Source organism: Micromonospora sp. KC721, from assembly GCF_004348355.1.
In the GTDB taxonomy this organism is placed as follows: Bacteria; Actinomycetota; Actinomycetes; order Mycobacteriales; family Micromonosporaceae; genus Micromonospora.
Genome location: NZ_SMJY01000006.1, coordinates 1 through 24,922, shown reverse-complemented (window position 1 = coordinate 24,922; position 24,922 = coordinate 1). Strand labels below are relative to the sequence as shown.

26 protein-coding genes are annotated in these 24,922 nt (G+C 70.0%); 17 read left to right on the top strand and 9 right to left on the bottom strand.

The features are described from left to right. Positions 1-87: 87 nt before the first annotated feature. On the top strand, positions 88-699 hold the full coding sequence (locus E1182_RS02125) for an HAD family phosphatase (protein WP_132260954.1): 612 nt from the start codon (positions 88-90) through the stop codon (positions 697-699). 596 nt (positions 700-1,295) lie between these two features. Here the strand turns inward: E1182_RS02125 and E1182_RS02120 are convergent. Beyond that, positions 1,296-2,459 carry a pyridoxal phosphate-dependent aminotransferase gene (locus E1182_RS02120; protein ID WP_165942479.1) on the bottom strand — a complete coding sequence of 388 codons (1,164 nt, stop codon included), beginning with the start codon at positions 2,457-2,459 and terminating at the stop codon, positions 1,296-1,298. Positions 2,460-2,868: 409 nt separating this feature from the next. Between E1182_RS02120 and E1182_RS02115 the strand changes: the two genes are divergently transcribed. From E1182_RS02115 to E1182_RS02045, 14 genes are all read left to right on the top strand, one after another. Continuing rightward, entirely contained in the window at positions 2,869-3,753 is an 885-nt protein-coding gene (locus E1182_RS02115; protein ID WP_243705984.1) for a medium chain dehydrogenase/reductase family protein, read from the top strand. 83 nt (positions 3,754-3,836) lie between these two features. Further along, complete coding sequence (locus tag E1182_RS02110) at positions 3,837-5,192, top strand: aspartate aminotransferase family protein (RefSeq protein WP_165942477.1); 1,356 nt, start codon at positions 3,837-3,839, stop codon at positions 5,190-5,192. Beyond that, positions 5,192-6,088 (top strand): dihydrodipicolinate synthase family protein, encoded by an 897-nt coding sequence (locus E1182_RS02105; protein WP_132260907.1) that lies wholly within the window; start codon positions 5,192-5,194, stop codon positions 6,086-6,088. The genes E1182_RS02110 and E1182_RS02105 overlap by 1 nt, the downstream gene beginning before the upstream one ends. A 4-nt stretch (positions 6,089-6,092) precedes the next feature. Next, positions 6,093-6,788, top strand: a complete 696-nt coding sequence (locus E1182_RS02100; RefSeq protein ID WP_165942476.1) for an HAD family hydrolase — start codon at positions 6,093-6,095, stop codon at positions 6,786-6,788. A gap of 46 nt (positions 6,789-6,834) precedes the next feature. Continuing rightward, entirely contained in the window at positions 6,835-7,464 is a 630-nt protein-coding gene (locus tag E1182_RS02095) for an HAD-IA family hydrolase (protein WP_132260905.1), read from the top strand. After that, on the top strand, positions 7,461-8,888 hold the full coding sequence (locus E1182_RS02090) for a 50S ribosomal protein L11 methyltransferase (protein WP_132260904.1): 1,428 nt from the start codon (positions 7,461-7,463) through the stop codon (positions 8,886-8,888). Before E1182_RS02095 ends, E1182_RS02090 begins: the two co-directional genes overlap by 4 nt. Continuing rightward, positions 8,885-10,141: an ATP-grasp domain-containing protein gene (locus E1182_RS02085; RefSeq protein WP_165942475.1), complete on the top strand. Its 1,257-nt coding sequence runs from the start codon at positions 8,885-8,887 to the stop codon at positions 10,139-10,141. Before E1182_RS02090 ends, E1182_RS02085 begins: the two co-directional genes overlap by 4 nt. Beyond that, positions 10,138-11,418: an MFS transporter gene (locus E1182_RS02080; protein ID WP_132260902.1), complete on the top strand. Its 1,281-nt coding sequence runs from the start codon at positions 10,138-10,140 to the stop codon at positions 11,416-11,418. Before E1182_RS02085 ends, E1182_RS02080 begins: the two co-directional genes overlap by 4 nt. 26 nt (positions 11,419-11,444) lie before the next feature. Then, entirely contained in the window at positions 11,445-12,506 is a 1,062-nt protein-coding gene (locus E1182_RS02075) for a saccharopine dehydrogenase (RefSeq protein WP_132260901.1), read from the top strand. After that, a complete protein-coding gene (locus E1182_RS02070; protein ID WP_132260900.1) occupies positions 12,499-13,746 on the top strand; it encodes a saccharopine dehydrogenase family protein in 1,248 nt (415 codons plus the stop codon). The genes E1182_RS02075 and E1182_RS02070 overlap by 8 nt, the downstream gene beginning before the upstream one ends. Positions 13,747-13,882: 136 nt before the next feature. Next, positions 13,883-14,770, top strand: coding sequence for an RNA polymerase sigma-70 factor (locus E1182_RS02065; protein WP_132260953.1), 888 nt, complete (start codon positions 13,883-13,885; stop codon positions 14,768-14,770). Between the two features lie 94 nt (positions 14,771-14,864). Then, complete coding sequence (locus tag E1182_RS02060) at positions 14,865-15,221, top strand: DoxX family protein (protein ID WP_132260899.1); 357 nt, start codon at positions 14,865-14,867, stop codon at positions 15,219-15,221. Between the two features lie 717 nt (positions 15,222-15,938). Continuing rightward, positions 15,939-16,373: a VOC family protein gene (locus E1182_RS02055; protein ID WP_132260898.1), complete on the top strand. Its 435-nt coding sequence runs from the start codon at positions 15,939-15,941 to the stop codon at positions 16,371-16,373. A gap of 401 nt (positions 16,374-16,774) precedes the next feature. After that, positions 16,775-17,236 carry a hypothetical protein gene (locus tag E1182_RS02045; protein WP_132260897.1) on the top strand — a complete coding sequence of 154 codons (462 nt, stop codon included), beginning with the start codon at positions 16,775-16,777 and terminating at the stop codon, positions 17,234-17,236. Here the strand turns inward: E1182_RS02045 and E1182_RS02040 are convergent. After that, positions 17,176-17,706: an NAD(P)H-binding protein gene (locus E1182_RS02040; protein WP_132260896.1), complete on the bottom strand. Its 531-nt coding sequence runs from the start codon at positions 17,704-17,706 to the stop codon at positions 17,176-17,178. The genes E1182_RS02045 and E1182_RS02040 overlap by 61 nt on opposite strands. Here E1182_RS02040 and E1182_RS02035 point away from each other — a divergent pair. Continuing rightward, complete coding sequence (locus E1182_RS02035; RefSeq protein ID WP_165942474.1) at positions 17,705-17,965, top strand: hypothetical protein; 261 nt, start codon at positions 17,705-17,707, stop codon at positions 17,963-17,965. The genes E1182_RS02040 and E1182_RS02035 overlap by 2 nt on opposite strands. A gap of 351 nt (positions 17,966-18,316) precedes the next feature. Here E1182_RS02035 and E1182_RS02030 read toward each other — a convergent pair whose 3' ends face one another. The 5 genes from E1182_RS02030 to E1182_RS02010 form a co-directional block, all read right to left on the bottom strand. Beyond that, entirely contained in the window at positions 18,317-19,405 is a 1,089-nt protein-coding gene (locus tag E1182_RS02030; protein WP_243705978.1) for an MFS transporter, read from the bottom strand. A 394-nt stretch (positions 19,406-19,799) separates the two neighbouring features. Further along, entirely contained in the window at positions 19,800-20,252 is a 453-nt protein-coding gene (locus E1182_RS02020) for a nuclear transport factor 2 family protein (RefSeq protein ID WP_132260894.1), read from the bottom strand. A 141-nt stretch (positions 20,253-20,393) separates the two neighbouring features. Beyond that, positions 20,394-20,642, bottom strand: coding sequence for an NUDIX domain-containing protein (locus E1182_RS32650; RefSeq protein WP_207921228.1), 249 nt, complete (start codon positions 20,640-20,642; stop codon positions 20,394-20,396). Further along, the gene (locus tag E1182_RS32875; RefSeq protein ID WP_371687503.1) at positions 20,575-20,805 is read right to left on the bottom strand and encodes an NUDIX hydrolase; all 231 of its coding nucleotides are present in this window, start codon (positions 20,803-20,805) and stop codon (positions 20,575-20,577) included. Before E1182_RS32875 ends, E1182_RS32650 begins: the two co-directional genes overlap by 68 nt. Before the next feature lie 320 nt (positions 20,806-21,125). After that, entirely contained in the window at positions 21,126-21,476 is a 351-nt protein-coding gene (locus E1182_RS02010) for a MerR family DNA-binding protein (protein ID WP_207921226.1), read from the bottom strand. Between the two features lie 131 nt (positions 21,477-21,607). Here E1182_RS02010 and E1182_RS02005 point away from each other — a divergent pair, with 131 nt between their 5' ends. Then, on the top strand, positions 21,608-22,921 hold the full coding sequence (locus E1182_RS02005; RefSeq protein WP_243705977.1) for an MFS transporter: 1,314 nt from the start codon (positions 21,608-21,610) through the stop codon (positions 22,919-22,921). 236 nt (positions 22,922-23,157) lie between these two features. On the opposite strand, the gene E1182_RS02000 is transcribed toward E1182_RS02005, so the two are convergent. Together E1182_RS02000 and E1182_RS01995 are read right to left on the bottom strand one after the other, a co-directional pair. Beyond that, positions 23,158-24,276, bottom strand: a complete 1,119-nt coding sequence (locus tag E1182_RS02000; protein ID WP_132260891.1) for a Gfo/Idh/MocA family protein — start codon at positions 24,274-24,276, stop codon at positions 23,158-23,160. Beyond that, positions 24,246-24,922: ThuA domain-containing protein (locus tag E1182_RS01995; RefSeq protein WP_132260890.1), on the bottom strand; the 677-nt coding region annotated here is incomplete at its 5' end. The genes E1182_RS02000 and E1182_RS01995, both read right to left, overlap by 31 nt.

Sequence of the window (24,922 nt, the reverse complement as noted above, 5' to 3'; positions counted from 1 at the left end):
CCTACGCGCGGGCGAGCACACGCTGTTCCGTCGGGGTCGTCAGGTGCCGCCGAGACGGAGGAGACCGACTGCGATCATGCGTATGTGATGATCAAAGCCACGAGCGCAGCCGATCTTGAGCCAGCGTGTCGGCACGAGGCGCTGCTGTTCGATTGGGACGGCACGCTGGCCGACAGCCAGTCGGTGAATTTCCAGGTTCTACGAGCGGCGCTCGAGCCGACCGGCGTGGTGCTGGAGCAGCCTTGGTTCGATGCGCGCACTGGGATGTCGACCAGGGAGATGGTTGCTCTGCTCGCAGCGGCACAGGATGTGATGGTCGACACCGAGGTAGTCGCCGGCCGGCGTGATGCCGCTTACCTGCAGCGCGCTCATGAGGTTGGTGAGATCGAGGTGGTGACGTCGGTCCTGCGGAACCACCGCAGCCATCGGAAGACCGCTCTGGCCACCGGCGGCGCGCGGCAGACCGTGACCGCGACGGCCGCGGCTCTCCGTTTGTTCGATCTCTTCGATGTCGTGGTAACACGCGAGGACGTCGAACGAGGCAAACCGGCCCCGGACCTCTTCCTCCTGGCTGCCGAGCGTCTAGGCGTCGCTGCTGGGCAGTGTCTGGTCTATGAGGACAGCGACGAGGGACTGGCCGCGGCGGCAGATGCCGGCATGGACGCCATTGACGTGCGTCCCCTACGGCTGCTTACCTGACCTCCGGGCCGGCCTGACTCAGGTAGAGAATCGACGGTCACTGCAGTGAGCAGGTTTGGTTTCACTTTCACGAGGCTGGCGATGACGAGCTCGTTGCCCAGGACTTCCTTGAGTTCGTCGCGAGCCGCGGGCTCAAGCCCTGACCAACGCCGTTGTGGCGTTTCTCGCGTATCGCCGCTGGGTGACGCGCGACTTGCGGCTGGACGAGTACGGGCCCGGGGCCGAGCGGGTCTCAGACCTGACATCACCTGTCGATGAATGTCGAGGTCCGGATGATGAGCATGAATTTGCAGGCAGTCGGGGCGTGTCTGCGGTTCAGAAGGCGACGATGTGTCATTCGTGCGAATGTCTCCATGCCGGACGGGGTTGGCGTTGGGTGGTGTCGGCAGGCCGGTACGAGAAATGATCAGTCGATCACAGCGCGGCCGATAACCCGGTATCGGCGACCAGCATGCGACGGCACGTCGATGAGCACCTCCGACGCCGTCCCTGCGCGCCCGACCCTGGGTGGAGTGACCGCGACCAGGATCGCGACGGCTGGGCCTGCGGCGTCATAGAGACAGCCCGGGTGGTTGTGCCTAAAGACTCGTCGTGCATTACGCGTGCCGAGAAGAACCCGCCTCCGCGCCGAATGCGACCAACCGCTCGATGCCGGTGACGAGGTCGGCGGCCGGGGCCGCGAGCGACAGGCGCACCCAGCCCTCGCCGTGGTCGCCGAACGCCCTGCCGGGAGCCACGGCCACCCGCTGCTCGTCCAGCAGGCGTACCGCGAAGGACGTGGTGTCGCTGGTGTGCACCCGTAGCCAGAGGTAGTAAGCACCGGCCGGGTGGGCGTACGGGACCGCGGTGGCTCGCAGCAGTTCGAGGGCCTCGTCCCGCCGCCTCAGGTAGGCTGTTCGGGCGCGATCCACGTGGTCCTGTGGACCGGTCAGCGCCGCCAGGGCGCCGTACTGGACCGGTGTTCCCACACAAGCGAGCATCGCCTCCTGTGCCCGCACCGCCAGCGGGGCGAGCACCTCCGGCAGAACGAGATAGCCCACCCGCAGGCCGGTCATCCCATGGGTCTTGGAGAAGCTGAAACAGGTGAGCACACGTCCGTCCGGATCCGCCCGAGCCGTGCTCACGTGGGGACCGTCGAAGGTGAACGCCTCATAGCACTCGTCCGACAGGATCCACAGGTCCCGCTCGTGGGCGAGGCGCACGAGCCGCTCCAGCAGGGGGCCGTCCAGCACGGTGGCGACCGGATTGGCCGGCGAGTTGACGAGGATCGCGCGCGTGCGCGGGCCCACCAACCGGGCCAGTTCGTCGACGTCCGGGAGGAAGCCGTTGGCCTTCCGCAGTGGATAGCCGCGGGGTCGCGCGGCCAGCAGGCGGACGATGCCGCCGGCGTTCGGCCAGCCCGGGTCGGGGACGAGCACGTCATCACCGGGGCGCAGGACGACTGTGAGGCCCAGGTGCAGCGCCTGGGTGCCGCCGGCGGTGACCACGACCCGCTCGGACCGCAGGGCGAGGTCGTTCGCACTGGCCAACTTGGCCCTGATCGCGTCGCGCAGCGCCGGCAGCCCGGCGCTCGGCGCGTACCCCGTCTCCCCTCGCGCCTGCGCCTCGGCGATCGCGTCCCCGACGTGCGGTGGGGTGGGGAAGCCGGGCTCCCCGATGTGCAGGCCCACGACCGGGCCCGGGGCGCGGCGCGCGCGCTCCATGATGGCGCGGATGCCGGAACCGGCCAGCTGCGCGGCGTATGGGGATGGCTTCGGCACAGCCATCATGTACCGTGTGCGCCGACGGCCACACAATGTGATCTTTCCCACACCTCTAGTGAGAGCTAGATCCATACTGCGGCGACCAGTAATGACACCTCCGAGTTTCGGCAATTCCGGCGAATCATCGCCTTGACGGTTTCCGAGAACGGTCGCTAGAGTCGGCCTCCGCTAAGCAACCTTCGACTACGGTCAATGGCGATCAAGGCGTCGGTAGCATGGCGGTGAATGTTTGCCGAACCATGCGAGGATGATGCACGTGGCAGACGGAAATCCGGTCACAGTGATTTCCCTCATCGAAAACAACGGCGTTGTACGGACCACACGAACAAGAAATGCCGCATTCGCTTCAATACAACCAGAAATCGTAGGCGTCTGCGGAACAGATCGACATCTCTTTGAGGGCCGTCTGCCAGCTCCGGCGGGAACCGTTATCGGTCACGAGATTGTCGGCCACGTGGAAACGCTACCTCCGGAGTTTCCGCTGGTGGCGGACTGGGACGTCCGGGTCGGCGATCGGGTCGTTATCGCGCCTGGCATCTCCTGCCAGCGCTGCCCGCACTGCCTGCGCTACGGCATGTACTGCCAGCGTCGCAAGCTCTACGGCCTGGGGTCGGCCGGCCATGGGATCCACGGCGGCCTCAGCGACACGGTGGAGTTGCTGCCGGACACTCGACTGTTCCGGGTGCCCGACCGACTGCCCGCCCAGAGGGCCGTCTTCATCGAACCGGTCGCCTGCGGGGTACGGGCGATGCACACCGCCTCGCTCACCGTGGGACCGCTGTCGGGACGTCGTGCCCTGATCGTGGGATTCGGCGGGATCGGGCTCGCGGTGGCCACGGTCGCCGCGTACGCGGGCGCCCACGTCGAGATCTGTGAACTGGACGGCCTCCGTCAGCAGGTCGCCGAGCGGCTGGGCTTCCCGGTGGCGACGCCGTCGCAGGTCGAGCCGGGCTCGTACGACCTGGCCGTCGAGTGCGCAGGCGTGCCGGCCGCGTTCGCCGGCGCGGTCCGGGCGGTGCGGCCGGGCGGCACCGTGATCGAGATGGGCAACTTCGCCGACGCCGGGCCCGGCGAGGTGCCGGTCGCCGAGATCTGCCAGCGCGACATCCGGGTCGCGGGCGTGTCGGAGACCCGCGACGCCGACTTCCGGGTCGCGGTGGACGTGGTGGCGCACAGTCCGGTCGACCTCGCCGCCGCGATCGGCGCAGTGCACCGATTCCAGGACCTCGACGCCCCCGAGGTGTTGTTCACCAAGTGGGACGTGCTCAAACAGGTGGTCTGCTTCGACTGACGAAGGTCCTGGGTGGAGCCGCCGGTGGACCCCAACTCGTCCACCGGCCGCCCAGCGGAAGTTCGTCTCTGATGGGGAGAACCATGGACAGTGCTACCGCGGCCGAACTCACCGCCGCTGACCTTCGGCATCACTGGCACCCGTACACGGACATGGCGGCCTACGCCAAGTCGCCGCTCTTCATCGAGCGGGGCAGCGGGGTCCACGTCTACGACACCGCCGGACGGTCCTACATCGACGCCATTTCTGGCCTGTGGAACGTCAATGTCGGACACGGCCGGCAGGAAATCGTCGACGCCGTTGCCGACCAACTGCGAACGATGGCGTACCAGCCACTCAACGGCCGCTCGCACCCGAGCGCGGCGCGGCTGGCCGCTCGGCTGGCGTCCGTACTGCCCGACCCGCTCAACCGGGTGTTCTTCGCGACGGGCGGCGCCGAGGCGGTGGAGACGGCGATCAAGATCGTACGGGCGTACTGGCTGCACCAGGGCCAACCCCGACGGACCACGGTGATCGGGCTGACCAACGGCTGGCACGGATGCAGCCTCGGCGCGCTCGCCGCCAGCGGCATCGCCGAGGAGAGAACCGGATTCGAGCCGGTGGCCGGCGGGTTCGCCAGCCTGACTGTTCCCTACTCGGCGATGATCGCGTCGGAACCAGCGGGGGCGGCGCACCCGGCCGCCGAGGCGTTGGAGGCGCTCATCGAGCAGGAGGGCGCCGACACCGTCGCCGCCTTCATCGGCGAGCCGATCCAGGGGCTCGGCGGCATGGTCGTACCGTCGCGCGAGTTCTGGTCCGCCATCGCCCAGGTGTGCCGACGGCACGGGGTGCTGCTGATCGCCGACGAGGTGGCGATGGGTTTCGGTCGGACCGGAGCCATGTTCTCCGCCGCCCACTACGATCTGCGGCCCGACGTCGTGACGTGCGCCAAGGGCATTACCGGCGGCTACCTGCCGCTGTCGGCCACGGTGGTCAGCGACACCGTGTACGCGCCGTTCGCCGAGCCGGGCCGGAGCCTCTCCCACGGCTACACCTGGGGTGGGCATCCCGCCTCCTGCGCGGCGGCACTCGCCACCCTGGACATCATCGAGCGGGAAGGGCTGTGTGCCCGAGCCGCCACGGTGGGCGCCAAGATCCTGCACGGGCTGAGGGCCGGGCTGAAGGACTGCGCGGTGGTCCGCGAGGTCCGTGGCCAGGGTCTCGCCATCGGCGTACACCTGCGGGCCCACCCGGCCGATCCGGACCCCTCCGGGATCGCCGGCCGGCTGTGCCACCGGCTGCGCGACCGCGGCGTGTTGGTACGCCCCGTCGGGGCCGGCGACGTGCTGCCGTTGATGCCGCCGCTGACCATCGACGACGGACTGTCCGGACAACTCGTCGAGGAGTACTGCACCGTCATCCGCGAATACGAGAAGTCGGCCCGGTCGGAGGAAAAGTGATGGCCCGTGAGCTACCCGTGCACGCGACCCACGCGTTGCTGGTTACCCCATTCACCGACGAGCACGCCCTGGACCGGCGGTCGATGCGTTCACTGGTCGACTTCGTCCTGACCACCGGCGCCCAAGGCGTTGTCGCGCTCGGCACCACCGGAGAGTTCTTCACGATGCGTCCCGACGAGCGGGTCGAGGTGATGGAGACGGTGATCGACGCGGTGGCCGGACGGGTGCCGGTTACGGTCGGCGTCGGCGCCGACAGCACCGCCAGCGCCGTGGCCCTCGCCCGGCAGGCGCGCGAGGCCGGCGCGGACTGCGTGATGGTCCCGCCGCCGTTCTACTTCGCCCGGTCCGCCGCGGCGCAACGGCTGCACTTCACCACCGTGGCCAGTGCCGTCGACCTGCCAGTCATGATCTACGACGGCGCCGACGGGATCGAGGTCGAGACCGCCACCATCGCCAGCGTCGCCGAGGCCGCGCCCAACGTCCGGTACGTCAAGCTGGCCCTGCCGAAGCCGGACAAGGTCGCCGAGGTGGTGGCGCGGGTGCCGCACCTCGTGGCGTTCGCCGGGGACGACGTCACCCTCGTGGAGGCACTGCGGGCCGGCGCGGTCGGCAGCGCCATCGCGACCGCGAACATCCAGTCGGCGGACCTGAGCAAGCTGCACGCCGCGCATGCCAGCGGTGACCTCGCCGGGGCGACCGCGCTGTTCGCCGGCCGCCTGGCGGCGACGGTCCTGGCCACCGGCAACCCGAAGAGCGAGTTCATCGCGCGGTTCAAGGAGGTGCTCACCGCCCTCGGCGTGATCCAGTCGGCGACGGTCCGACCGCCCCTGTCCCCGATCAGCGCTCGGGCACGCGAGGACCTCCTGGCCACCATGGAGGCGGTCAATGTTCACTGACGGCGTGCCAAGCCGTCCGGCGTACTACGGCTCACACCGGCTCGTAGTCTTCGACCTCGACGGTACGTTGATCGACTCCAAGCCGGTCATGGTGCACGCGTTCCGGACGGCCTACGCCGAGGTGGTGGGCCGCGGTGAGGCACCCGTGGACAGTTTCCTGCGCCTGCTGGGCGCACCGTTTCCGGAGATACTCGCCCGACTGGGCCTCCCCCACCAGATGTACGAGCCGTTCCGGGCCGCGTCCCGGGCGGGCATCGAGCACATCAGGGCGCACGAAGACGTGCTCACAGTGTGCGAGGCCGTCCGTGACGCCGGGTGCCGCACCGCCATCTACACCGGCAAGGACCGGGAACGGACGGTGGAAATCCTGGACCGGTTCGGACTCTGGCGCCTGTGCGACGGCATCGCAGTCGGCGACGACCCGCAGGCCGGCAAGCCGGCGCCCGACGGCGTGTATCAACTCTGCCGCACCCTCGCGGCGGATCCGGTCGATACCGTGGTCGTCGGCGACTCCGCACTGGACATGCAGGCCGGCCGCGCGGCGGGGGCGGGCACTGTCGGCTGTCTGTGGGGAATCGGGACCGAGGAGGAGCTACGGTCCGCCGGCGCCGACGTGGTGGTCGCCGACCCCCTCCAGTTGCAGACCGCGTTGGCACGGTGGCGCCAGCGGACCGGAATGGTGATGGTGGAGGCACGGTGAGCACAGCTGGGGCGGCCCGACGGGGGAAGCCGAGGGGAAACCCGCGGTGATCGATACGGTGGTGTTCGACCTCTCCGGGGTGGTGTGCCGGATGCGGCACGAACGACGGCTGGCGGCCCTCGCCGCCGCCAGCGACGTACCGGCGGAGCGGCTCGACGCCGAGGTCTGGCAGTCGGGACTGGATGACGACTTCGACCGGGGGCGCTACTCGGCCGGGGAGATCTTCGCACTGTTCCAGCGACGGTTCGGCTACCGGGGCGACTACCCGGCTTTCCGCCGCGCCTGGGTGGACGGCTTCGCGCCGGACCGGGACCTGCTGGCCGTCGTCGACCGCATCCGGCCCGGTGTCGGGCGTGCCATCCTCAGCGACAACGGGCCGGTACTGCTGGAGGCCCTGCCGGAGCTGCTGCCCGAGGTGGCGGGGCGGTTCCGGCCGATCCTGTTCTCCTGCGGGATGGGCGCCCTGAAGCCGGCCGACGAGGTCTTCACCGCCGCCGTGCGCCACTTGGACACGTCACCCGACCGGCTGCTGTTCTTCGACGACCTGGCCGAGAACGTCGCCGCGGCCCGCCGGGCCGGCTGGCAGGCCAGCGTGTACCACGACGCCGCCGGTGCCGAGGCACGGCTGGCCGAGGCGGGACTGTTGACCGTTCCGGCCGGGAAGGGAGCGTCATGACGTCATCCCGGACGCGCCTGGCGCGCCACCTGCGGGTCGCCGGGATCGCCGCGCGGTTCGACGCGGACCGCCGACGGGAACCCTTCGGCTACCAGGTGTGGCCGGGCGAGGGTGTGCGGGCACCCTACGACGTCTCGCACGATGCGCTGGTCCGCGGCCTCACCGCGGCCTACCCGGGCCCGAACGGCGACGGATCCGGCGCTGCCGTGCTCCGGGAGGTCCTCGGCGAGTTGTGTGAACTGGGGGTGCTGCGCCCCGACGGCACGGCCGGCGACTGGGCCGTGACCGGCCACCGGGGGCTGCTCGCGGTGCAGGACCGCCGCGACGGTGCGGGCCGCACGACGGAGCAGCCGGCCGTCTACCTCGGCCCCGACTCGCTCCGCTTCGTCGACATCCTGCTGGCACAGGACCTGCACGGCACCGCCCTCGAGGTGGGCTGTGGATCCGGCCTCGCGTCCTGCGCGCTGGCCGTCCGTTGCGGATCGGTGACGGCCATCGACGTGGTTCCCGAGGCGGTACGGGCGACCGGCGTCTCCAGTCGGCTCAACGGGGTGGCGGACCGGGTCCGGCCACTGCGGTGCGCGCTGGAGGAGTTCACGCCGCCCGGACGGTACTCCGTGGTGGCGGCCAACCTGCCTGGTGTGCCGGTGCCGCCCGGGATCCGCTACTCCCCCGCCGGTGACGGCGGCCCGGACGGCTTGCGGCTGATCCGCCGCCTTGTGGACCGGCTGTCCGAGCTGATGGAGCCGGACGGGACGGCGGTGATGCGGTTCCAGAGCCTGACCCGTGGTGGTGAGCTGCGCTTCGCGGAGGACCTCCGGCGAGCCTGCGCCGCCCACGGCTGGGACGGGTTGGTCCTGGTCGAGGCGTGGGCGCCGGCCTCCGTCCGCGCGGCGCTGACCGCCACGTACGCCGGCCCGGACAACCCGGGCCGCGGCTACCCCGAGCTGTTCGCCGCCGCTCGCGGCCACCTGATCGAGGTGGGTGCGGACGGGTTCGCCAGCTGTTCTCTTGTCCTGCGGGGCGCCGGACGTGGTCACGTGGTCGTGCGGGACCTGACCGGATCGCCGGGAGGGTTCGGGGAGGCCGTCGCCGGCCGCCTCGTCGCGGACACAGCAGCGGTCGGTCGGGAGCACGCGGCGGCCCTCGGGGCGTCATACTACGCACGGGCGCGAGCCCTGCCGGACGAATTCTGGGAGTTGGGCGGCGCCGGGCAACTGGCCGAGCCGCTGGCCCGGCTCGACGAGCTGGTGACCGGCTGGTCCCGGCCGCAGAACGTGGCCGAGGTGACGGCAGAGGTCTTCGCGGCCCTGGCCGAGAAGGACCACGCGCGGGCGGAGGCGATGGTACTGGCCGTACGGGTGCTCGCCGACGTGCTGCTCGAAGCCGGAATCCTGACGCCGTACCAGAAGGAGGAGTCGTGAACGAGCAGGCTTCCGGCGCCACGGTGGCGATCGTCGATCCAGTGTCCGGCGGCAAGTTCCTGGCGTCCGAGTTCGCCCGCCGGGGCTGGTCTGCCGTCGCGGTGCTCAGCCGGCCGACGCTGCCGGAGTTCTACACCGCCCAACTGTGTCCCGACGACTTCCTGGACGTGATCCAGGCTGACGGGGACGTCGACGAGGTTCTGGCACGGCTGGCGGCGTACCAGGTGAGGGCCGTGCTCCCGGGCGCCGAGACCGGGGTGGCGCTGGCCGACGAACTGGCCGAGCGGTTGTGCCTGGTCGGCAACGGTACGGCGCTGAGCGCCCACCGACGTGACAAGTACCTGATGATGGACGTCCTGGCCGCCAAGGGCATACCGGTGCCGGAGTCCGGCAGTTTCGACACGGCCGCGGACCTGGTGGCGTGGACCGAGGCAGGTCCGGGGTGGCCTGTGGTGATCAAGCCGCGTCGCAGTTGCGGCACCGACAGCGTGTACTTCTGTCAGGACGCGGAGCGGGCCCGGGCCGCGGTGGCGGCCATCGTCGGGCAGATCAACGTGATCGGGGAGCTCAACGACTCGGTCTGCGTCCAGCGCCTGGTCACCGGCGACCAGTACTTCGTCAACACGATCAGTCGGGCCGGTCGGCACAGCGTCTGCGAGATCTGGCAGGACCGCAAGCGGGCGCTGCCGGGCCGCAGCCTGGTGTACGACATCGAGGAGTTGGTCCCCTACGGCGTCGGGCCGACCCGGGAACTTGTCAGCTATGTCAAGAGCGTGTTGGACGCGCTCGCGCTGACCGAGGGGCCGGCGCACACCGAGGTCATGTGGACCGCCGAGGGCCCGATGCTGATCGAACTCAACGCGCGTGTACAGGGCTCGATCATCACCGAACCGGTGACTGCGGCGTTGGGCCACAACCACGTCACCCGCACGGTCGACGCCGTGACGGACCCGGACTCGTTCCTGGCCACCGTCGACGAGCCGTACCATGCCGCCCGCCGGCTGCGGGCCGTCTCCCTGATCGCACCGGACGACGGCCAGATCGGTGATCCGTCACTGCTGTGTACCGAGTTGATCCCCACCTTCGCCGGGGTGATGGGCGACGTCCGGGCCGGACGGCCGGTGCAGCGCACGGTCGACCTCTTCAGCTCGCCCGGCTGCGTGTACCTGCTCGCCGACACCGACGAGGAGATTGAACGGGACACCGCGCGCATCCGCGCCATCGAGCGCGACGGCCTCTACGCGCCGCGGTGACCGCGCCGTCGCCACCGCAGGGCCGGGCAAGCCTCGCACCGGGCCAGGGCACCATCGCCACGATCGGCTGGAGCCTGGCCGCCCGGCTGCACCTCGCGGCAACGACGATCGCGGTGACGTTGCTGGTCACCGACTGGGGGTACTCGTACGGTCAGGCCGGGATGGTGCTGGCCGGCCTGACCGTCGGCCAGGGCATCGCCGGCCCGGTGAACGGCAGGTTGGTGGACCGGTGGCCGCAGCACGTCGCTCTCGGGTTCACCGTGGTGGCGTACAGCGGCGGCCTCGTCGCGCTGTCGCTGCTGCCAGGTCCGCTGCGGGCGACCGCTCCGGCGTTGGCGCTCCTGGTAGGGCTGGCGAACCCGCCGGTCACCCAGACCGGCCGGAAGATCCTCGCCCGGCTCGCTCACGGGCGGGAACTCGAACGGCTGTACCGGCTGGACGCGACCGGCCAGGAGCTGATCTTCGTGATCGCGCCGCCGCTCGTCGCCCTGGTCGGCGCCGCGTCCGGCGGCCGGGCCGCGGTGTGGACCCTCGCTGGGCTGGCGCTCGGCGGTGGCCTGGGCTTCGCCGTACGACTGCGTCGGTTGGCCGCCGGGTCCGACCGCACATCGCCGACCGACGACGACGCGGACGGGACAGGGCGGCACCGACCCGCCGCCCTGCTCGCCGTTGTCGCCGCGATGGGTTGTGTCATGGTGGCGATCACCGCGGTGGACCTCGCCCTGCTGGCCTGGGCCCGGGACCGCGGAAGCCTCGCGCTCGCCGGCTGGTTCGCCGCGACCTGGGCGGTCGGCTCGCTGGTCGGCGGGGCCGTCAGCACGCTGGCCCCGGGCCGGCTGGCGTCCGGCCCGGTACGCCGCCTCTTCTGGTTCGCCTCCGGTCTCGTGATCCTGCTGCCGGCGCTCCTGGTGGGTGAGGGCCGCGGCGCGGCCGGCCCCGTGCTGGTCTGCCTTGCGCTGGCCATCGGCGGAACGGCGATCGCACCCGCGCTGGCCGTCCTGTACCACGCCGTCGTGCGGGCGTCGATCCCTCGAAGGCGCGGCGAGGCCTTCGGCTGGTTCGCCACCGGCGTCACGGTGGGCGCCGGGGTGGGCGCGCCCCTCACCGGTGCCGTGTACGACCTCGGCGGTGTGCGCCCGGCCCTCGTCGTCGCCGTCGCCGCCGGCTATGCCGCCGTGCTCCTGATGCTGCCGGTTCGGCACGGGGGCCAGACCGCACCGGACGACGGCGTACCGGTTGACGCCGTACCCGGCGGTCCCTCCACGGCCAGCAGCTGACCGCCACGGAAAGGAGAGCAGCCCTCATGCCGGATGCGCCTCAGCTCTGGATGCGACACGAGACACGCGACTCGGAGCACCGGGCCCCGATCGTGCCGGCGGACGCGGCGCGCCTACTGGCCGCCGGCTTGACGATCACCGTGGAGGACTCGCCGCAGCGAGCCTTTCCGACCGCGGACTACGCCGCCGTCGGCTGCCGGATCGCGCCAGCCGGCAGTTGGCCGGAGGCACCCGCGGACACCTACATCCTCGGGCTGAAGGAGTTGCCGGGCCAGCCGTGGGCGCTGCGGCACCGGCACATCTTCTTCAGCCACTCGTTCCAGCACCAGCACGGCAGTCGGGAGCTGCTCCGCCGGTTCGCGGACGGGGGCGGCGCCATCCTCGACCTCGAGTATCTGACCGACGCCGAGGGCCGGCGCCTCGCGGCGTTCGGCTACTGGGCCGGTTACGTCGGGGCCGCGCTGGCCGTCCTGCACCGCCGAGGCGCGCTGCGACCACCGCTGCGGCCGGGCTCGCGCGCGGAGCTCGACCGGCTGCTGGCCGGGACGGGTGGATCCCCGGCGCCCACGGCGCTGGTGATCGGCGCGCTGGGACGATGTGGCACCGGTGCGCGCGAAGCGTTGACGACCGCCGGCGTCCGGTCGACCGACTGGGACCTCCCACAGACCCGCCACCTCGACCGGGCGGCGCTGCTCGACCACGAGCTACTGGTCAACGCCGTGCTTGTCCGGGAGCCGGTACCGCCGTTCGTCCGCGTCGAGGACCTGGCGTCGCCGCATCGCCGGCTGTCCGTCATCGCCGACGTGACGTGCGATGTCGCCTCCCCCCACCACACCCTGCCGGTCTATCGGCACACCACCACCTGGCACGAACCGGTGGCCGCGGTAAGCGGGGCCGAGCCGCCGCTCGATGTCATCGCCCTCGACAACCTGCCGTCGCTGCTGCCCCGGGAGTCGAGTGCGGCGTTCTCGGCCGATCTCATGCCGCACCTGGCCGAACTCGGCCGGTCCGCCGCACAGTGGGACCGGTGCCTGCGTCGGTACCACGAAGCAGCCATGCCCTCGGAATCGAAGGAGCGCCATGAGTGACACGACAGCTGAGGCGACGGGTTCGGTCACCCAGGCCACCACCGCCGTCCCGGCCTCCGGGCCCGCGTCGGCCGCCCCGGCAAGCGGCACCGTGCACTGGCTGGGTACCGGACTGTCCACCGGAAGCGGTCTGGGGCTGCTCTCCGAATGGTCCGACCGCACGGTGCTGTGGGCGCGAACGATCGGCAAGGCGCAGGCATGCCTGGACCGTCTCGGCCTCACCGGCAGGGTGGAGCCGCGGGCCCTCCACCCGTCCGCCGAGCCGGTGGAGCTGGGGGCCGGGGACGTGGTCGTGTCGATGCTGCCGGCCACCGAACACCCGGCCGTACTCCGTACCTGCCTCGAAGCCGGCGCGCATTTCGCCTGCTCCAGCTATGTGTTTCCGGCTCTACCGGCCGAGCTGCCCGCTGCCGAACGCGCCGGTCTGGTGCTGCTGGCCGAGGCGGGCCTGGATCCGGGTATCGACCACCTGATGGCGCACGACCTGGTGGAGCGAGCGGTCGCGGCGGTCGGGACCAGACCCGGCACGGTCCGCTTCACCTCGTACTGCGGCGGACTGCCCGCGGTACCGAACGACTTCCGGTACCGGTTCAGTTGGGCCCCCCGGGCCGTGTTGTCGGCGCTCCAGCAACCCGCGCGCTACGTGTGGGACGGCGAGGCGCGGTCCACCGCCACGCCCTGGGAACACACCCGGCCGTACATCATCGGTCAGGAGACCTTCGAGGTCTACCCGAACCGGGACAGCCTGCCCTTCCAAGCCCAGTACGGCCTGCCGGCGGGCTGGCGGACGGACACGTTCGTCCGGGGCACGCTGCGCCTGGCCGGGTGGCGGGCGGCGTGGCAGCCGGTCTTCGCCGAGCTGACCGCCGGAGACGAGGCACGCATCGCCGAGTTGGCCGGCCGGCTGGCCGCCTCCTATCCGATGACCGAGACCGACGTCGACCGGGTCGTGCTGTCGGTGGCGCTGGAGGTGATCGGTGACGACGGCCCACAGTGGTCGGGCGCGTACCACCTCGACAGCGTCGGCGACCGGACACAGAGCGCGATGGCCCGGTGTGTCTCCGTCCCCCTGGCCTATGGTGTCGGCGAGATCCTGGCCGGCCGGTTGTCCGCCGGCCTGCACCGTGCCGCCGAGAACGCCGCAGACGCCCGGCGCTGGCTGGAGTTCATCCGCGAGCGGGGGATCGACTGGCGCCTGGAGGAAGGTGTGGCCCTGCCCGGCCGTACCACGACCGGCTGATCCGGGACGGGTCCCGGCACAGTCGTCAGGTGATGCCGAGTAGTGCCAGCGGGCGGGTGCTGTCGGAGGCGTGATGCCGGTTCGCGGCGGCGATGTTGGGGATGCCGGCGGTGCGGAGTGCGCCGATGGCCGGATCATGGGTCGGGTGGCCGGGAGCGTGTCAGGTGACCAGCATGAGCTGCCCTTCGTGAAGCACCGTGGGTTGTTGTACGCGGTCGCGTACCGGGTGCTCGGCAGCGTCAAGGAAGCCGAGGACGTGGTGCAGGAGGCCTGGTTGCGGTGGAGTGGCGTCGAACCGGACACGGTGGTGGACGCCGAAGCCTTTCTGGTTCGGGTGACCATCCGGCTGGCGATTGATCAGCTGCGCAGCGCGCGTGTGCGACGTGAGTCGTACGTGGGACCGTGGCTGCCTGAGCCCATCCTCACCCGGCCGGACATCGCCGACGATGTGGTCCTTGCCGATTCTGTTTCCACTGCCCTGCTGCTGGTCCTGGAGACGTTGTCTCCGTTGGAACGCGCGGTGTTCGTGCTGAGCGAAGCGTTCGGGTACCCGTATGCCGAGATCGCGCGCTTCGTGGGGCGTGGGGAGCCGGCGGTACGGCAGCTCGCGCACCGGGCCCGCAAGGCGGTCGAGAGCCGCCGGCGCCGATATGACAGTGACCCCGTGACCCGGCAGCAGGTGACCGAGCGATTCCTGGCCGCCTGTGCCGGTGGTGACGTCACCGCACTGGTCGAGGTTTTGGCACCGAACGTGACGATGGTCAGCGACGGCGGCGGCCTCACCGGCGCGCCACGCAGGCCGATCCACGGTTCGGACCTCGTGGCCCGGGCCATCGTCGTGCTCTCCCGGCAACAACCGGTGGGCTCGACGGCCCGGGTGCTTCACCTCAACGGCGGCCCCGGCGTCGTCGTCCGCTGTGCCGGAACGCCGGTGCTCGCGATGACCCTGCACATGGTGGACGGCTTGGTTCAGACCATCCACGTCGTCAGCAACCCACACAAGCTGACAGCGATAGCACTGTGACCTAGAACACTCAGCACTGTGTCACATGTCGGGGTCACCGCCTCGTCCGTGAGCGACTGGTAAACCAGCCGCTGTCATGGATACGGAGACGCCGATGTTCGCCATCTATCTCACGGTGACCCTGCTCGCCTCAGCCCTCAACGGATCGGCTGCCATCGCAAACGTGATCGGCCACGAATACCCGAAGACGGAGGCGGACCGCAATCGGGTACCCCGATCCTGGGTACGGCCATTGGGAATGATCCTGGGCGCAGGCGCGCTCGGCTTGCTGGCCGGGTTCGTCGTGCCGGTCGTGGGTACGCTCGCGGCAGCCGGTCTGGTCGTGTACTTCCTCGGCGCGCTGGTAGCACATGTGCGGGCGGGCAATTTCCGACTCGGCGCCTGGGCACTGTTCTTCGGACTCGCTCTGGCCGCACTCACCGTCAACCTCGCCTATCACCGGGACGCCTGATGGGACTGGTGGGTGGGGTCAGCGCTCGAGGTCATGTCGGCGTCGGCCTACCAACGTGTCTGGCAGCGTGAACCGCCGCACTCGCGTCCGAACCGGCACGTCGCCGACGGACGGCCGGTGTGCCAAGCCGATGAGCGAATGGCCGCCGTTCATCGGCACGACCGGACGTTGCCTTGATCGAAAAAGGGTGACGCAGCGTCACGCGGTCGGCGGCATTGGGTCCGGCCCGGAGAGTCGAGTCGCCGCCAGAGTGATTGGCGCGTTGGCCTCCGGGCCGGAAGGCCGGGGTCATGGCCGTCCGGAAACTTCGTCGCCGTGGCGCGTCGGGTTCGGCGACAATGCTCGCCGAACCCGAGGCGACCGCGCCGACCTCGACCAGGGCACCCTGGCTGGTATCCCTGCTAACGCGTGGCGGCAACCGGAGGGCAGCCCCTTGTGGGCCTTCATCCTCGGGCACCAGGGAGCGCTGCGGCTTCCGTGACCCCAGGTCACCGAGTAGGCACAGCACGACCTCAGGGAGAGTTGACCGGCCGCAGGACGGCAGACACCGTGTAGACGTAGGTGATGGTGGTCTTATGGACCGCAGGAGCTCGTGAACCGACTCTGAACTGCGACGATTCATAGACTACATGTCCGCGACGGTCGGTCAACGTTCTCCGGGGATCACGAGCACTGGTCACGGCGGCAACTGTCAGAGGTGTGCAGTACGGTCCTGTCGTGGCAGCCAAAATTGACCTGACCCTCGATTGCGCGAACGCACAACTGCTCGCCGATTTCTGGAAGACGGCACTGGGCTATATCGACGAGCCGCCCCCTGCTCCCTTCAAGACCCGCGAGGAGTGGCTCGCGCAGTTTGACCTGCCGGAGGACGACTCCGAGGGCGACGGAGCGTGGCTCTGCGACCCCGACGGCGTCGGCCCTCGCCTCTCCATCCTCAAGGTTCCCGAACCGAAGGCGGCGAAGAACCGGCTTCATATCGATGTTCGGGTGCCGGGACACGGCAGTGCGGGTGAGCGGTGGGCGCGAATCAAGGCGGAGTCTGAGCGGCTGGTGAAGGCGGGCGGGGCCGTCCGGCAGGAGTTCGACGGGCATCACGTTGTGATGGCCGACCCGGAGGGCAACGAGTTCTGCGTCGCCGCAGCCTCGGCCTGAGGCAACCCGACCCCATCACGGACCTGGACGCCCGGCACGCCTGGCGGACCCGGGTCGACACGCTCATCCCGCCCGGCACCGAACAGACCACTTTCAGCACCTCACGGCTGTTCGCTGCCACCTGCCCTGAAGCCGTCAAGATCGCCGCGCTCGTCGGCTCCCTGCACTGGCGCCGACAAGCTGCCGGCGACCCTGAGGGCAACGCCGCTTCGCCGCGAGATCGGCCGCCGCCTCGGCCAGCCCAACTACCAGCCCCTGCAGGGCGAACCCTCGGTACCTGCCACCGCAGGCTGACGCGGAGCTGACCGACCCACCAGCCGGGGCCGGGCGTACGTTCCGCCTCCGGCTGGATCCTTATTCCTGGTAGTGGCGGTATCCGCTGCCAGCCGAGGAGGTTTGAGATGGTGCACCGACGCCTGACCGCGCTGTTGACCCTGCCGCTGCTGGCGCTGCCCGCCTGCACCATGCCCACCGCGTCTGCCGCCCCGCAGCCATCTCCCCCGCCCGCGCCCGCGCCGGAGCCGTCCTACTGGCCAGGGCGGGAGCAGGTGATGGAGACAGCAGGCCGCATCGAGGACGCCGCCGCGCCCGGCTGGCCGCAGGCGTGGGCCGGCGTGGAAACCGACTTCCCAGGTCGGGCCGTGGTCGTGCATCGCATCCCCACGCCCGGCATGGACGCCGAGATCCGCGCCATGGCGCCCGCAGGAGTGGGACTCCGATTCGTCGACACCGTCTACTCCGCGCAGACCCTCGACGATTGGGTCACCCGGGTCCGAGCCGACCAGACGTGGTGGCAAACCCGTCACGGCGTGATCATCCACAGCGTACGTCGAGTTCGGCGAGTGCGTGGTCCTGGAGGTTGAGCACTTTCGCGGACGAGGGCCTCCATGCGGCGCATGTCCTCGTGCGCGGTGCGGCCCAGCCTGCGGTTGAACAGCGGGTCCATAACGGTGTTGAAGAAGAACTCGCCCGTCGGTCGCCAGGTGGGATCCATGACGCTGGAGCTGACCGTGACGAGCCGCTTCACCCCGTGGCGGTGCATCGCGGCAACGATGTTCGCGTTGCCCCGCGAGTACACCGTGATCGGATTCGGGGAGAGCGGGACTCCCAGACTGGACAGCACGGCATCGCTGCCGGCGACGGCACGGTCGGCGGCGTCGGCATCGGTTACGTCCGCGGTGACCACCGTGAGACCGGAGCGGGGCTGGATGACGCCGGGGCGACGGGTGACCGCGCTGACCTCGTAGCCGGCGGCCAAGGCCTGCTCGGTCAGCTGCCGGCCGGTGGGGCCGGCGGCCCCGTGGGACGCTACCGCGCCCACCGAGAACCGCATGGCGTTGCAGGACGACGACGCGATGCGCACCTTCCGCGGCTACCTGGATAATGAGCTACTCGTCCGCATTGCTGAATTTCTCGGCGGCCCCGACGCGACCGAACGCGCCACCGCCGCGGTCGGCGTGATCGGCGGCCTGATCTTCACCCGGTACCTGAACCCGATCCGTTCCATCGCCACGCTGCCTCCGGCAGACGTGCAGCGCGTCTTCGGGCCGGCGCTGCGGGCCGCCCTGCACACCCGAGCCCGTCAGCGGTGACGCCGTCGCACGCGACCTGGACCGCCTTCTCGACGTGTTCGCGCCACATATGCCATGGATGCGGCTCTCCACCGGCGTAGTGGGGATGTGACGCGCACAGCGGCGGCCGTCGCCGAGACACTGGCACCGCTCTGCGCGTTCGGCCACGTGGCATCAGAGTTCGCTGGTCACCACCACCGGCACTCGGTGCTGTGCCCGGTTTCAGACCGCCCGCCCGTACGGCCCAGCGGGCCACCAGCAACATGACGGTGACGGTCAGCGCGAAGCCGTTGAGGTCACTCCCGGACGTCCCCGTCACCGAGGCCGGCGGCGGGGCGCCGGGGCGCCGGAAACGCCTCGGAGGAGGTGCCCTCACGGGTTTGCCGACCTGGCCGAAACGAGCGCGGCGAGCAGGGCGGCGCCCGAGCCGAGGACCATCAGAATCGACGGCGACGTCGCGTCGACCACCACGCCGCCGAGGACCGCGCCTAATGCGATGGTGGCCTGGAACGACGATGTGAACAGCACGGACGCGGCCTCGGTTGCGCCAGCGGCCGCGAACCAGGACTGCGAACAGATGGGCACGGCCCCGTAGGCAAAGCCCCACACGGCCAACAGCACCATCGCGCCGATGGTTGCGGTGCCGAACGCGGGCAGCATCGCGGTGACCGAGGCGAGAGCGACAGCGCTGGCCGTCATGGTGGCCCGAAGTCGCAGTCGTACGGCCGCGCCAGCGACGAAGTTGCCCACGACGCCGGCGACACCGTAGACCAACAGGAACGGGGTGACCGAGCCGACGCCGGTGACCTGCAGAAACGGGGTCACGTAGGTGTAGGTGCCGAAGTGCGCGGTCACCACGAGGGCCGTGAGGATCACGGCGGTGCGGCCGGTGGAACCACCCGCCAGACCCGTCAACGCGGCGAACCTGACCGGTCGCTCGGCCGGCAGCGGCGGCAGCACCACGACCAGTGCCACCAGCACGATCACGCTCAGCGCACCGAGCACGACGAATGTGCTACGCCAGCCACCGTACTGGGCGATGAAGGTCCCGGCTGGAACACCGAAGACCGATCCCAACGGTACGGCGGAAAAAATCACCGCGGTTGCCACGCCGACCCGCTCGGGCCGCACCAGCCGTGCCGCAAGCCCCGCACCGATCGACCAGAAGCCGCCGATCACGATGCCGACGAGTGCTCGGGACGCCACCACGACGGCATAGGACGCCGCAGTGGCGGCCAGCACGTTCGCCACGGCCAGGAGCAGCATCAGGCCGCACAGCAGCGTCCGCCGGTCGAGCCCACCGGCGGCGACGGCGACGATGGGTGCCGACACGGCCGCCAGCAGGCCCGGCATGGTCATCGTCAGACCAGCCGTGCCGTCGGAGACACCGAATGTGGACCCGATGGAGGTCAACAGGCCGATCGGCAGGATCTCGGCGGTGACGATGACGAAGATGCCCATCCCGATCCAGACAACGGCCAACCAACCGAGCAGCGGTAAGCTGCGGACGGCACGACGAGCGGTTGCGGTCGAAGGTGAAACCAAGCGTGGCATCTGTCAAGCCAACAGTGACCGACGGGTTATCGCTGGCGGCTATCAGCCGCGACCATCAACAGACGACCTGCAGAACCGGTCGGTGTGCAGCAGGGCCGGGCAGGGTGACCAGCACAGGTAGCAGGCGACTTCGCGGCTGGGGATCCACTGGGCGAGGTGGCCGACGCGAATGAGGGTGCGGCGTCGTTAGCCGCCACTCGTCGGTCGCAGCCGGCCGCCAGGACGTAGCCGACGCCACGGTGTTCGAGGTCAGGGCGCAGGCCAGGGTCCGCTCCGGTCGACGCATCCCCCCGATCTTCGATCACGTGGGCGCGACGACATCCTCACTCGCGGCGCTGACGTGCGCCGCGATGAGGCGCCATCCCCGGTCGGCCTCGTGGACCCAGGTGCGGGTGTAGCGAACTCGGGCGAGGAACGGTTGCCCGGCCATCGCCCCCTCGAGCGTGCCGAGAAAGAAGGTCAAGCCGGTGCCGCCAGCCACCAGCACCCCCAAGTCCTCCTCGTCAACCCTGGTTATTGTCTGCTCACCGGATCGGTGCACATGTAGGTCGTCCTGCTTGGAGTAGAGCCTGCCATCCGGGCCAGTGAAGACCAGTCGGTCATCGAGCAGGCGATCTAATGTCTGGACGTCAGATGTCAACTGCGCTCGCTGAAGACGGCGTTCGGCGTCGCGAAGTGCCTCGACACCCGCAGGATCAGCATCGCTGGTCGGCGTCTCGGTGGCATCATCAGACGAGTTACCCGGGTGCGACATCCTGACCCTTCCGGACGAGACGATTGTTCCTGGCAGGCGACGGGACGGCCGCAAGACAAGTGGCAGCCCGCTTTTTGATGGTGCTGCGGCTGAACGCGCGGTCGTACCGATGAGCGCGCACCCCTGGCTCCCAGAGCGACGTCACGTGGCGAGCACGGCGGTGAGCATCGAGAGGTACGACTCGTGGGCGAGACGCAACCTGTCAAGGTCGGACGTCTCGAACCACGCCACAGCGTCGTGTTCGTCCGGCGCGGCGTTGACAGGTGTTCCGGTCCACCTGTCGATCAACCAGATCTGCATGTCGAACGTCGCGGTCCGGATCTCATGCATCGGCGGGCTGGACGGCTCCGATGCCGTGATCCCCAACTCCTCCCGAAGCTCGCGGGACAAGGCTCTCCTTCGGATCCTCCCCCTCGTCAACATGACCGCCCGGCAGGTCCCACACATCCGGATACCAACGGCGTCCGGCGCTTCGATGACACAGCAACACCCGATCGCCGTCGCGAAGAACGGCCGTCACAATCCGGGCCCGACCGGAGTCGTCAGCGGACATCGTCATCGGCACATTCTGACCCATGCGGATCTGCCGCTCCGGGTGGACCGGTGTTCATCGCCGGCGGCGACGCACGGTGATGTATGACTGCCTCTCCTGCTTCAACTTGTCGGGCTCGACGTTGCGGGGTTCGCCGCTGCGATGGCACTGTTGGCAGTGGACGACGCCGGGCCGGACTCCTGTCTCGCGCCGTCGGGCATCGACCACAGCGGTCATCGAAGGGCTGGACCAGTGGCTTGCCGCGATCGCCGCTCGCCTGGAGCGCATCGCGCCCGCCACGCCGCAGGCGCGGTTCCCGTACGGTCGTGAGCGCCTGTCGGTCAGGGTGCCGCGTCCGTGGTGTCGAGTAGTACGCACTGATCGAATTTCATGCAGCCGCACTCCAGGCAGTCCGCTACTGCCTGCCGCAGGGCCTGGGTCTGTGCGATGTGTTGGTCGAGTTCGGGCAGCTTACGCGTGGCGATGTCCCGCCACTGGCGGGTAGCGGATGGTGTGGTGTCGGCGGCTAGCAGTTGCGTGATCTCGGCGAGGGTGAACCCGACCCGCTGTGCCATCTTGATCAGGGCGACCCGACGGACGGTGCTCGCGGGCCACATTCGGCGTCCGCCTTCGCGGTGTGCGCCAGGCAGCAGACCGCGCTCCTCCCAGTAGCGCAGTGCTGAAGCGCGCACGCGGGCTTTGTTCGCGATCTCACTGATGGGTAGATATCGCATGCCCGTCCCTTTCCCGATCCTGCCTTGACTTCAAGCATGCTTGAAGGACGACTGTGACCTGCATGTTCTCAGCAGCACCGGGACGCCTGATGCCCGGCCCCTACCGCTCCCTGTTCGCCGACCGCACCTTTCGGCGGCTGATGCCGGTCTTCGCGTTGTCTGACCTGGGCGACGGCATGACCGTCGTCGCCATCGCGTGGCTCGCGTTCGCGCTGGGGCCCGACGGCGGCCAAGGCGCGCTGGCGGGCGTCGCTGTCGCCGCCTATGTCCTGCCCGGTGCCCTCGGCGCACTGGTCCTGGGCCGATGGATGCGGCGGCTTCCGGCGCAGTGGCTCCTGGTCACTGACTCCGCGCTACGGGCCGTGCTGCTGGGGGCGGTCCCGGTCGCGTACGCGGCGGGAGTGCTCACCCCGGCCGTGTACGTCGGGCTCCTGGGTGCCTCCTCGCTGCTACACGCCTGGGGCAAGGCCGGCAAGCATGCCCTGTTCGCTCCCCTGCTTTCCGACGACCAGCGCCTGACGGCCAACAGCGTGCTCAGCACCAGTCTGTGGAGCGCGATGATCGCTGGCCCAGCTCTCGCGGGCCTGCTCGTGGGAGTGGTGTCCCCGGTATGGATCATCGGCTTGGACGCTGCCACGTTCGCCGTGCTCGCCTTCCAGACCGGCCGCATCAACCTGCCCTGTTCACCGACATCAGGGCCGGTGGCCAGCGACACACGGCAAGGGCTGAGTATTCTGCGGCGTCAGCCGGAACTCCTCGGCCTGCTCGTCGTCACCTGGGTGTTCAACCTCGCTTTCGGCCCCGTCAAAGTCGCCCTTCCCTTGTTCGTCTCCGACAACCTCGATGCCGGCGCGGGGCTGCTCGGTGCCTATTGGGCCGCCTTCGGGATCGGAGCCGTCGTCGGCGCTCTGGCGCTAGGCACGGCTAGACAGCTTCCCCTGTGGCCAGCCATGCTCGGCATCATCGCGGGTCACGGCGTCGGAATGCTCCCCTTCGCCATCACGCACACCGCCGTCCCTTCCCTGATCGGCTTCGTTTTCGCCGGACTCGTCTACGGCCCCTACTCCGCACTCTCCTTCACCCTGATTCAGGACCGCGCGCCCGCCGACTCGCTCACCACGGTTCTGGCTGCACGCAACGCCGTACTCCTGACAGCCTCCCCGCTTGGAGCGGCGCTCGGAGGCTTCCTCCTTGACCGGACCAGTGCCCCCGCCATCCTCGTCGGATGCGGTGCACTGATGATCCTCATCGTTCCCACCAGCACCGTTGCATTGAAGCTTTACGGAAATCACCGACGCTGGCATCAGCCCCCACGTCCCGGCCGACCGAGCGGTAGGCCGCGTCCGCGGCCGTCCAACCGGCCGGCAGCAGCACGGCACCAGCCCCAGCCGCGCCGGCGGTGAGAAGTTTCCTTCTCGTCACTTCAGACATCGTGCTTGTCCAAGCAGTTGACATCGGCGACAACCGATGCTGTTGCGGAGAGTTCCATTGGCCAACGGCATCGCGCGCAGCGTCCTCCCCGCGGCCGGCGCGGCCGAGGCGGTCGCGGCCAGCCCGTAGCCTCCGGTCAGGCTGCGGTAAAGCGGGCGGGAAGCCGCCGGGCAGGCCGCGCCGGGGCACCACCACAGTGCCGGCGTCCTCAGCGCCCGGGCGCGAGGGCTGACAGCCAGTCCTCGGCCGGGGTGAACGGGACGGGTGCGGGGCGTTCGACCGCCGTCGTCAGCTCGACCCGTCGGCCCTCGGCGGCCGAACCGAGCAGGGCGGTCATGACGTCGAGTACGTGCAGCGCTACCTCACCGCTGGCCCGCGGTGGACGCATCTCGTCGGCCCGGACCAGGTCGATCAGGCCGACCCCCCGGGAGGCGGCGACGTAGCCGGCCCGCGGTTCGAGGGCGCGCCACCCGGGGCCGTCGAGCGCGAGGTGGCGGATCTCGCCGTCGAAGTTGTTCGGATCGGGTACGGCGAGGGTGCCGTTCTCCCCCTGCACCTCGATCGGCGCGGCCGTCGTCGCGACACCGTCGAAGCTGGTCGTGAGGGTGGTCAGGGCGCCGCCCACGTGTTCCAGCACACCGGTCACGTGGGTCGGCACCTCGACCGGGATCCGCTGCCCGAGGCGGGGGCCCGAGCCGATGACCCGGGTATCACGCAGCTGGCTGGCCGCCCCGATCACCGCACGGACCGGCCCGAGCAGGTGGACCAGCGCCGAAATGTAGTACGGCCCCATGTCCAGCAGTGGGCCGCCGCCCGGGGCGTAGTAGAAGTCGGGGTCAGGGTGCCAGCGCTCGTGTCCCGGGGTGACCATGACGGCCGACGCGGAGAGCGGGCGCCCGATCAGTCCACCGTCGATCGCCGCTCGGGCGGTCTGCGTACCGGTGCCCAGGACGGTGTCCGGCGCGCAACCGACGCGGACGCCGGCCAACGCCGCCCGGTCGATGATCGACCGACCCTCGGGGAACGTGGCGGTGAGCGGCTTCTCGACGTAGACGTTCCTGCCGGCGTCGATCGCCGCGCCCGAGATCTCGGCGTGCGCCGCCGGGATCGTGAGGTTGAGCACCGTCGCCACGTCGGGGTGGTGGAGCAGTCGCTCCACGCTCATCGCCTCGGCGCCGGGAATCGTGGCGGCGGCAGCGACGGCCCGGGCCGCGTCCCTGTCGGCCACCGCGACGACGCGCACCGTGGGATGGTTGGCGAGCGTGTTCAGGTACGCGCGGGAGATGACCCCGAGACCTACGATGCCGACGCCGTGCGGGTCGCCCACACCATCCCCCTCTCGATGACGGTACGGACGCACGGGTGCTCCAAGACGTCGAGACTGTGTCCCGGAGTCGTCACGACGATCCGCCCGGCGCCCCAGTTTCGGGTCCAGATCGCCGGCGAGGTGACCGGCCGGTGCCACGGGTGCCACGCCCGCGTCGGGTGGGTGGTGGTGGCCAGTACCTCGATCAGGTCGTCGTGCAGCACCCAGTACTGCTCGGTGACCAGGTCGAAGTCCTCGATCCCGGCGGTGATCGGATGCTCCCGGCCGAGGTCGGTGATCCTGACCGAGTGCGGCAGGAAGTTGTCCTCCTCTCCGCCGCTACGGTCGCACGGCTGGATGCCCGGATGGGTGGCGAACTGGCCGCCCACCAGGTGCAGGTACTCAGAGGAGGCGCGGAACGAGTCGACGATGCCGCCGTGCCAGCCGGTGAAACCCGTCCCGGCGGCGACCGCCGCAGCCAGACCCGCCACCTGCTCCCCGGTGATCTGCGACATCGTCACGCACTGCACGATGAGGTCGGTGTCGGCCAGTTCGGCGGCGTCGGCGTAGATCTCCGTCGACCCCTCCACCTGCACCGCGTATCCGCTGCGTTCGAGGAACGGGATGAACAACTCCGTCGCCTCGACCGGCCGGTGTCCCTCCCACC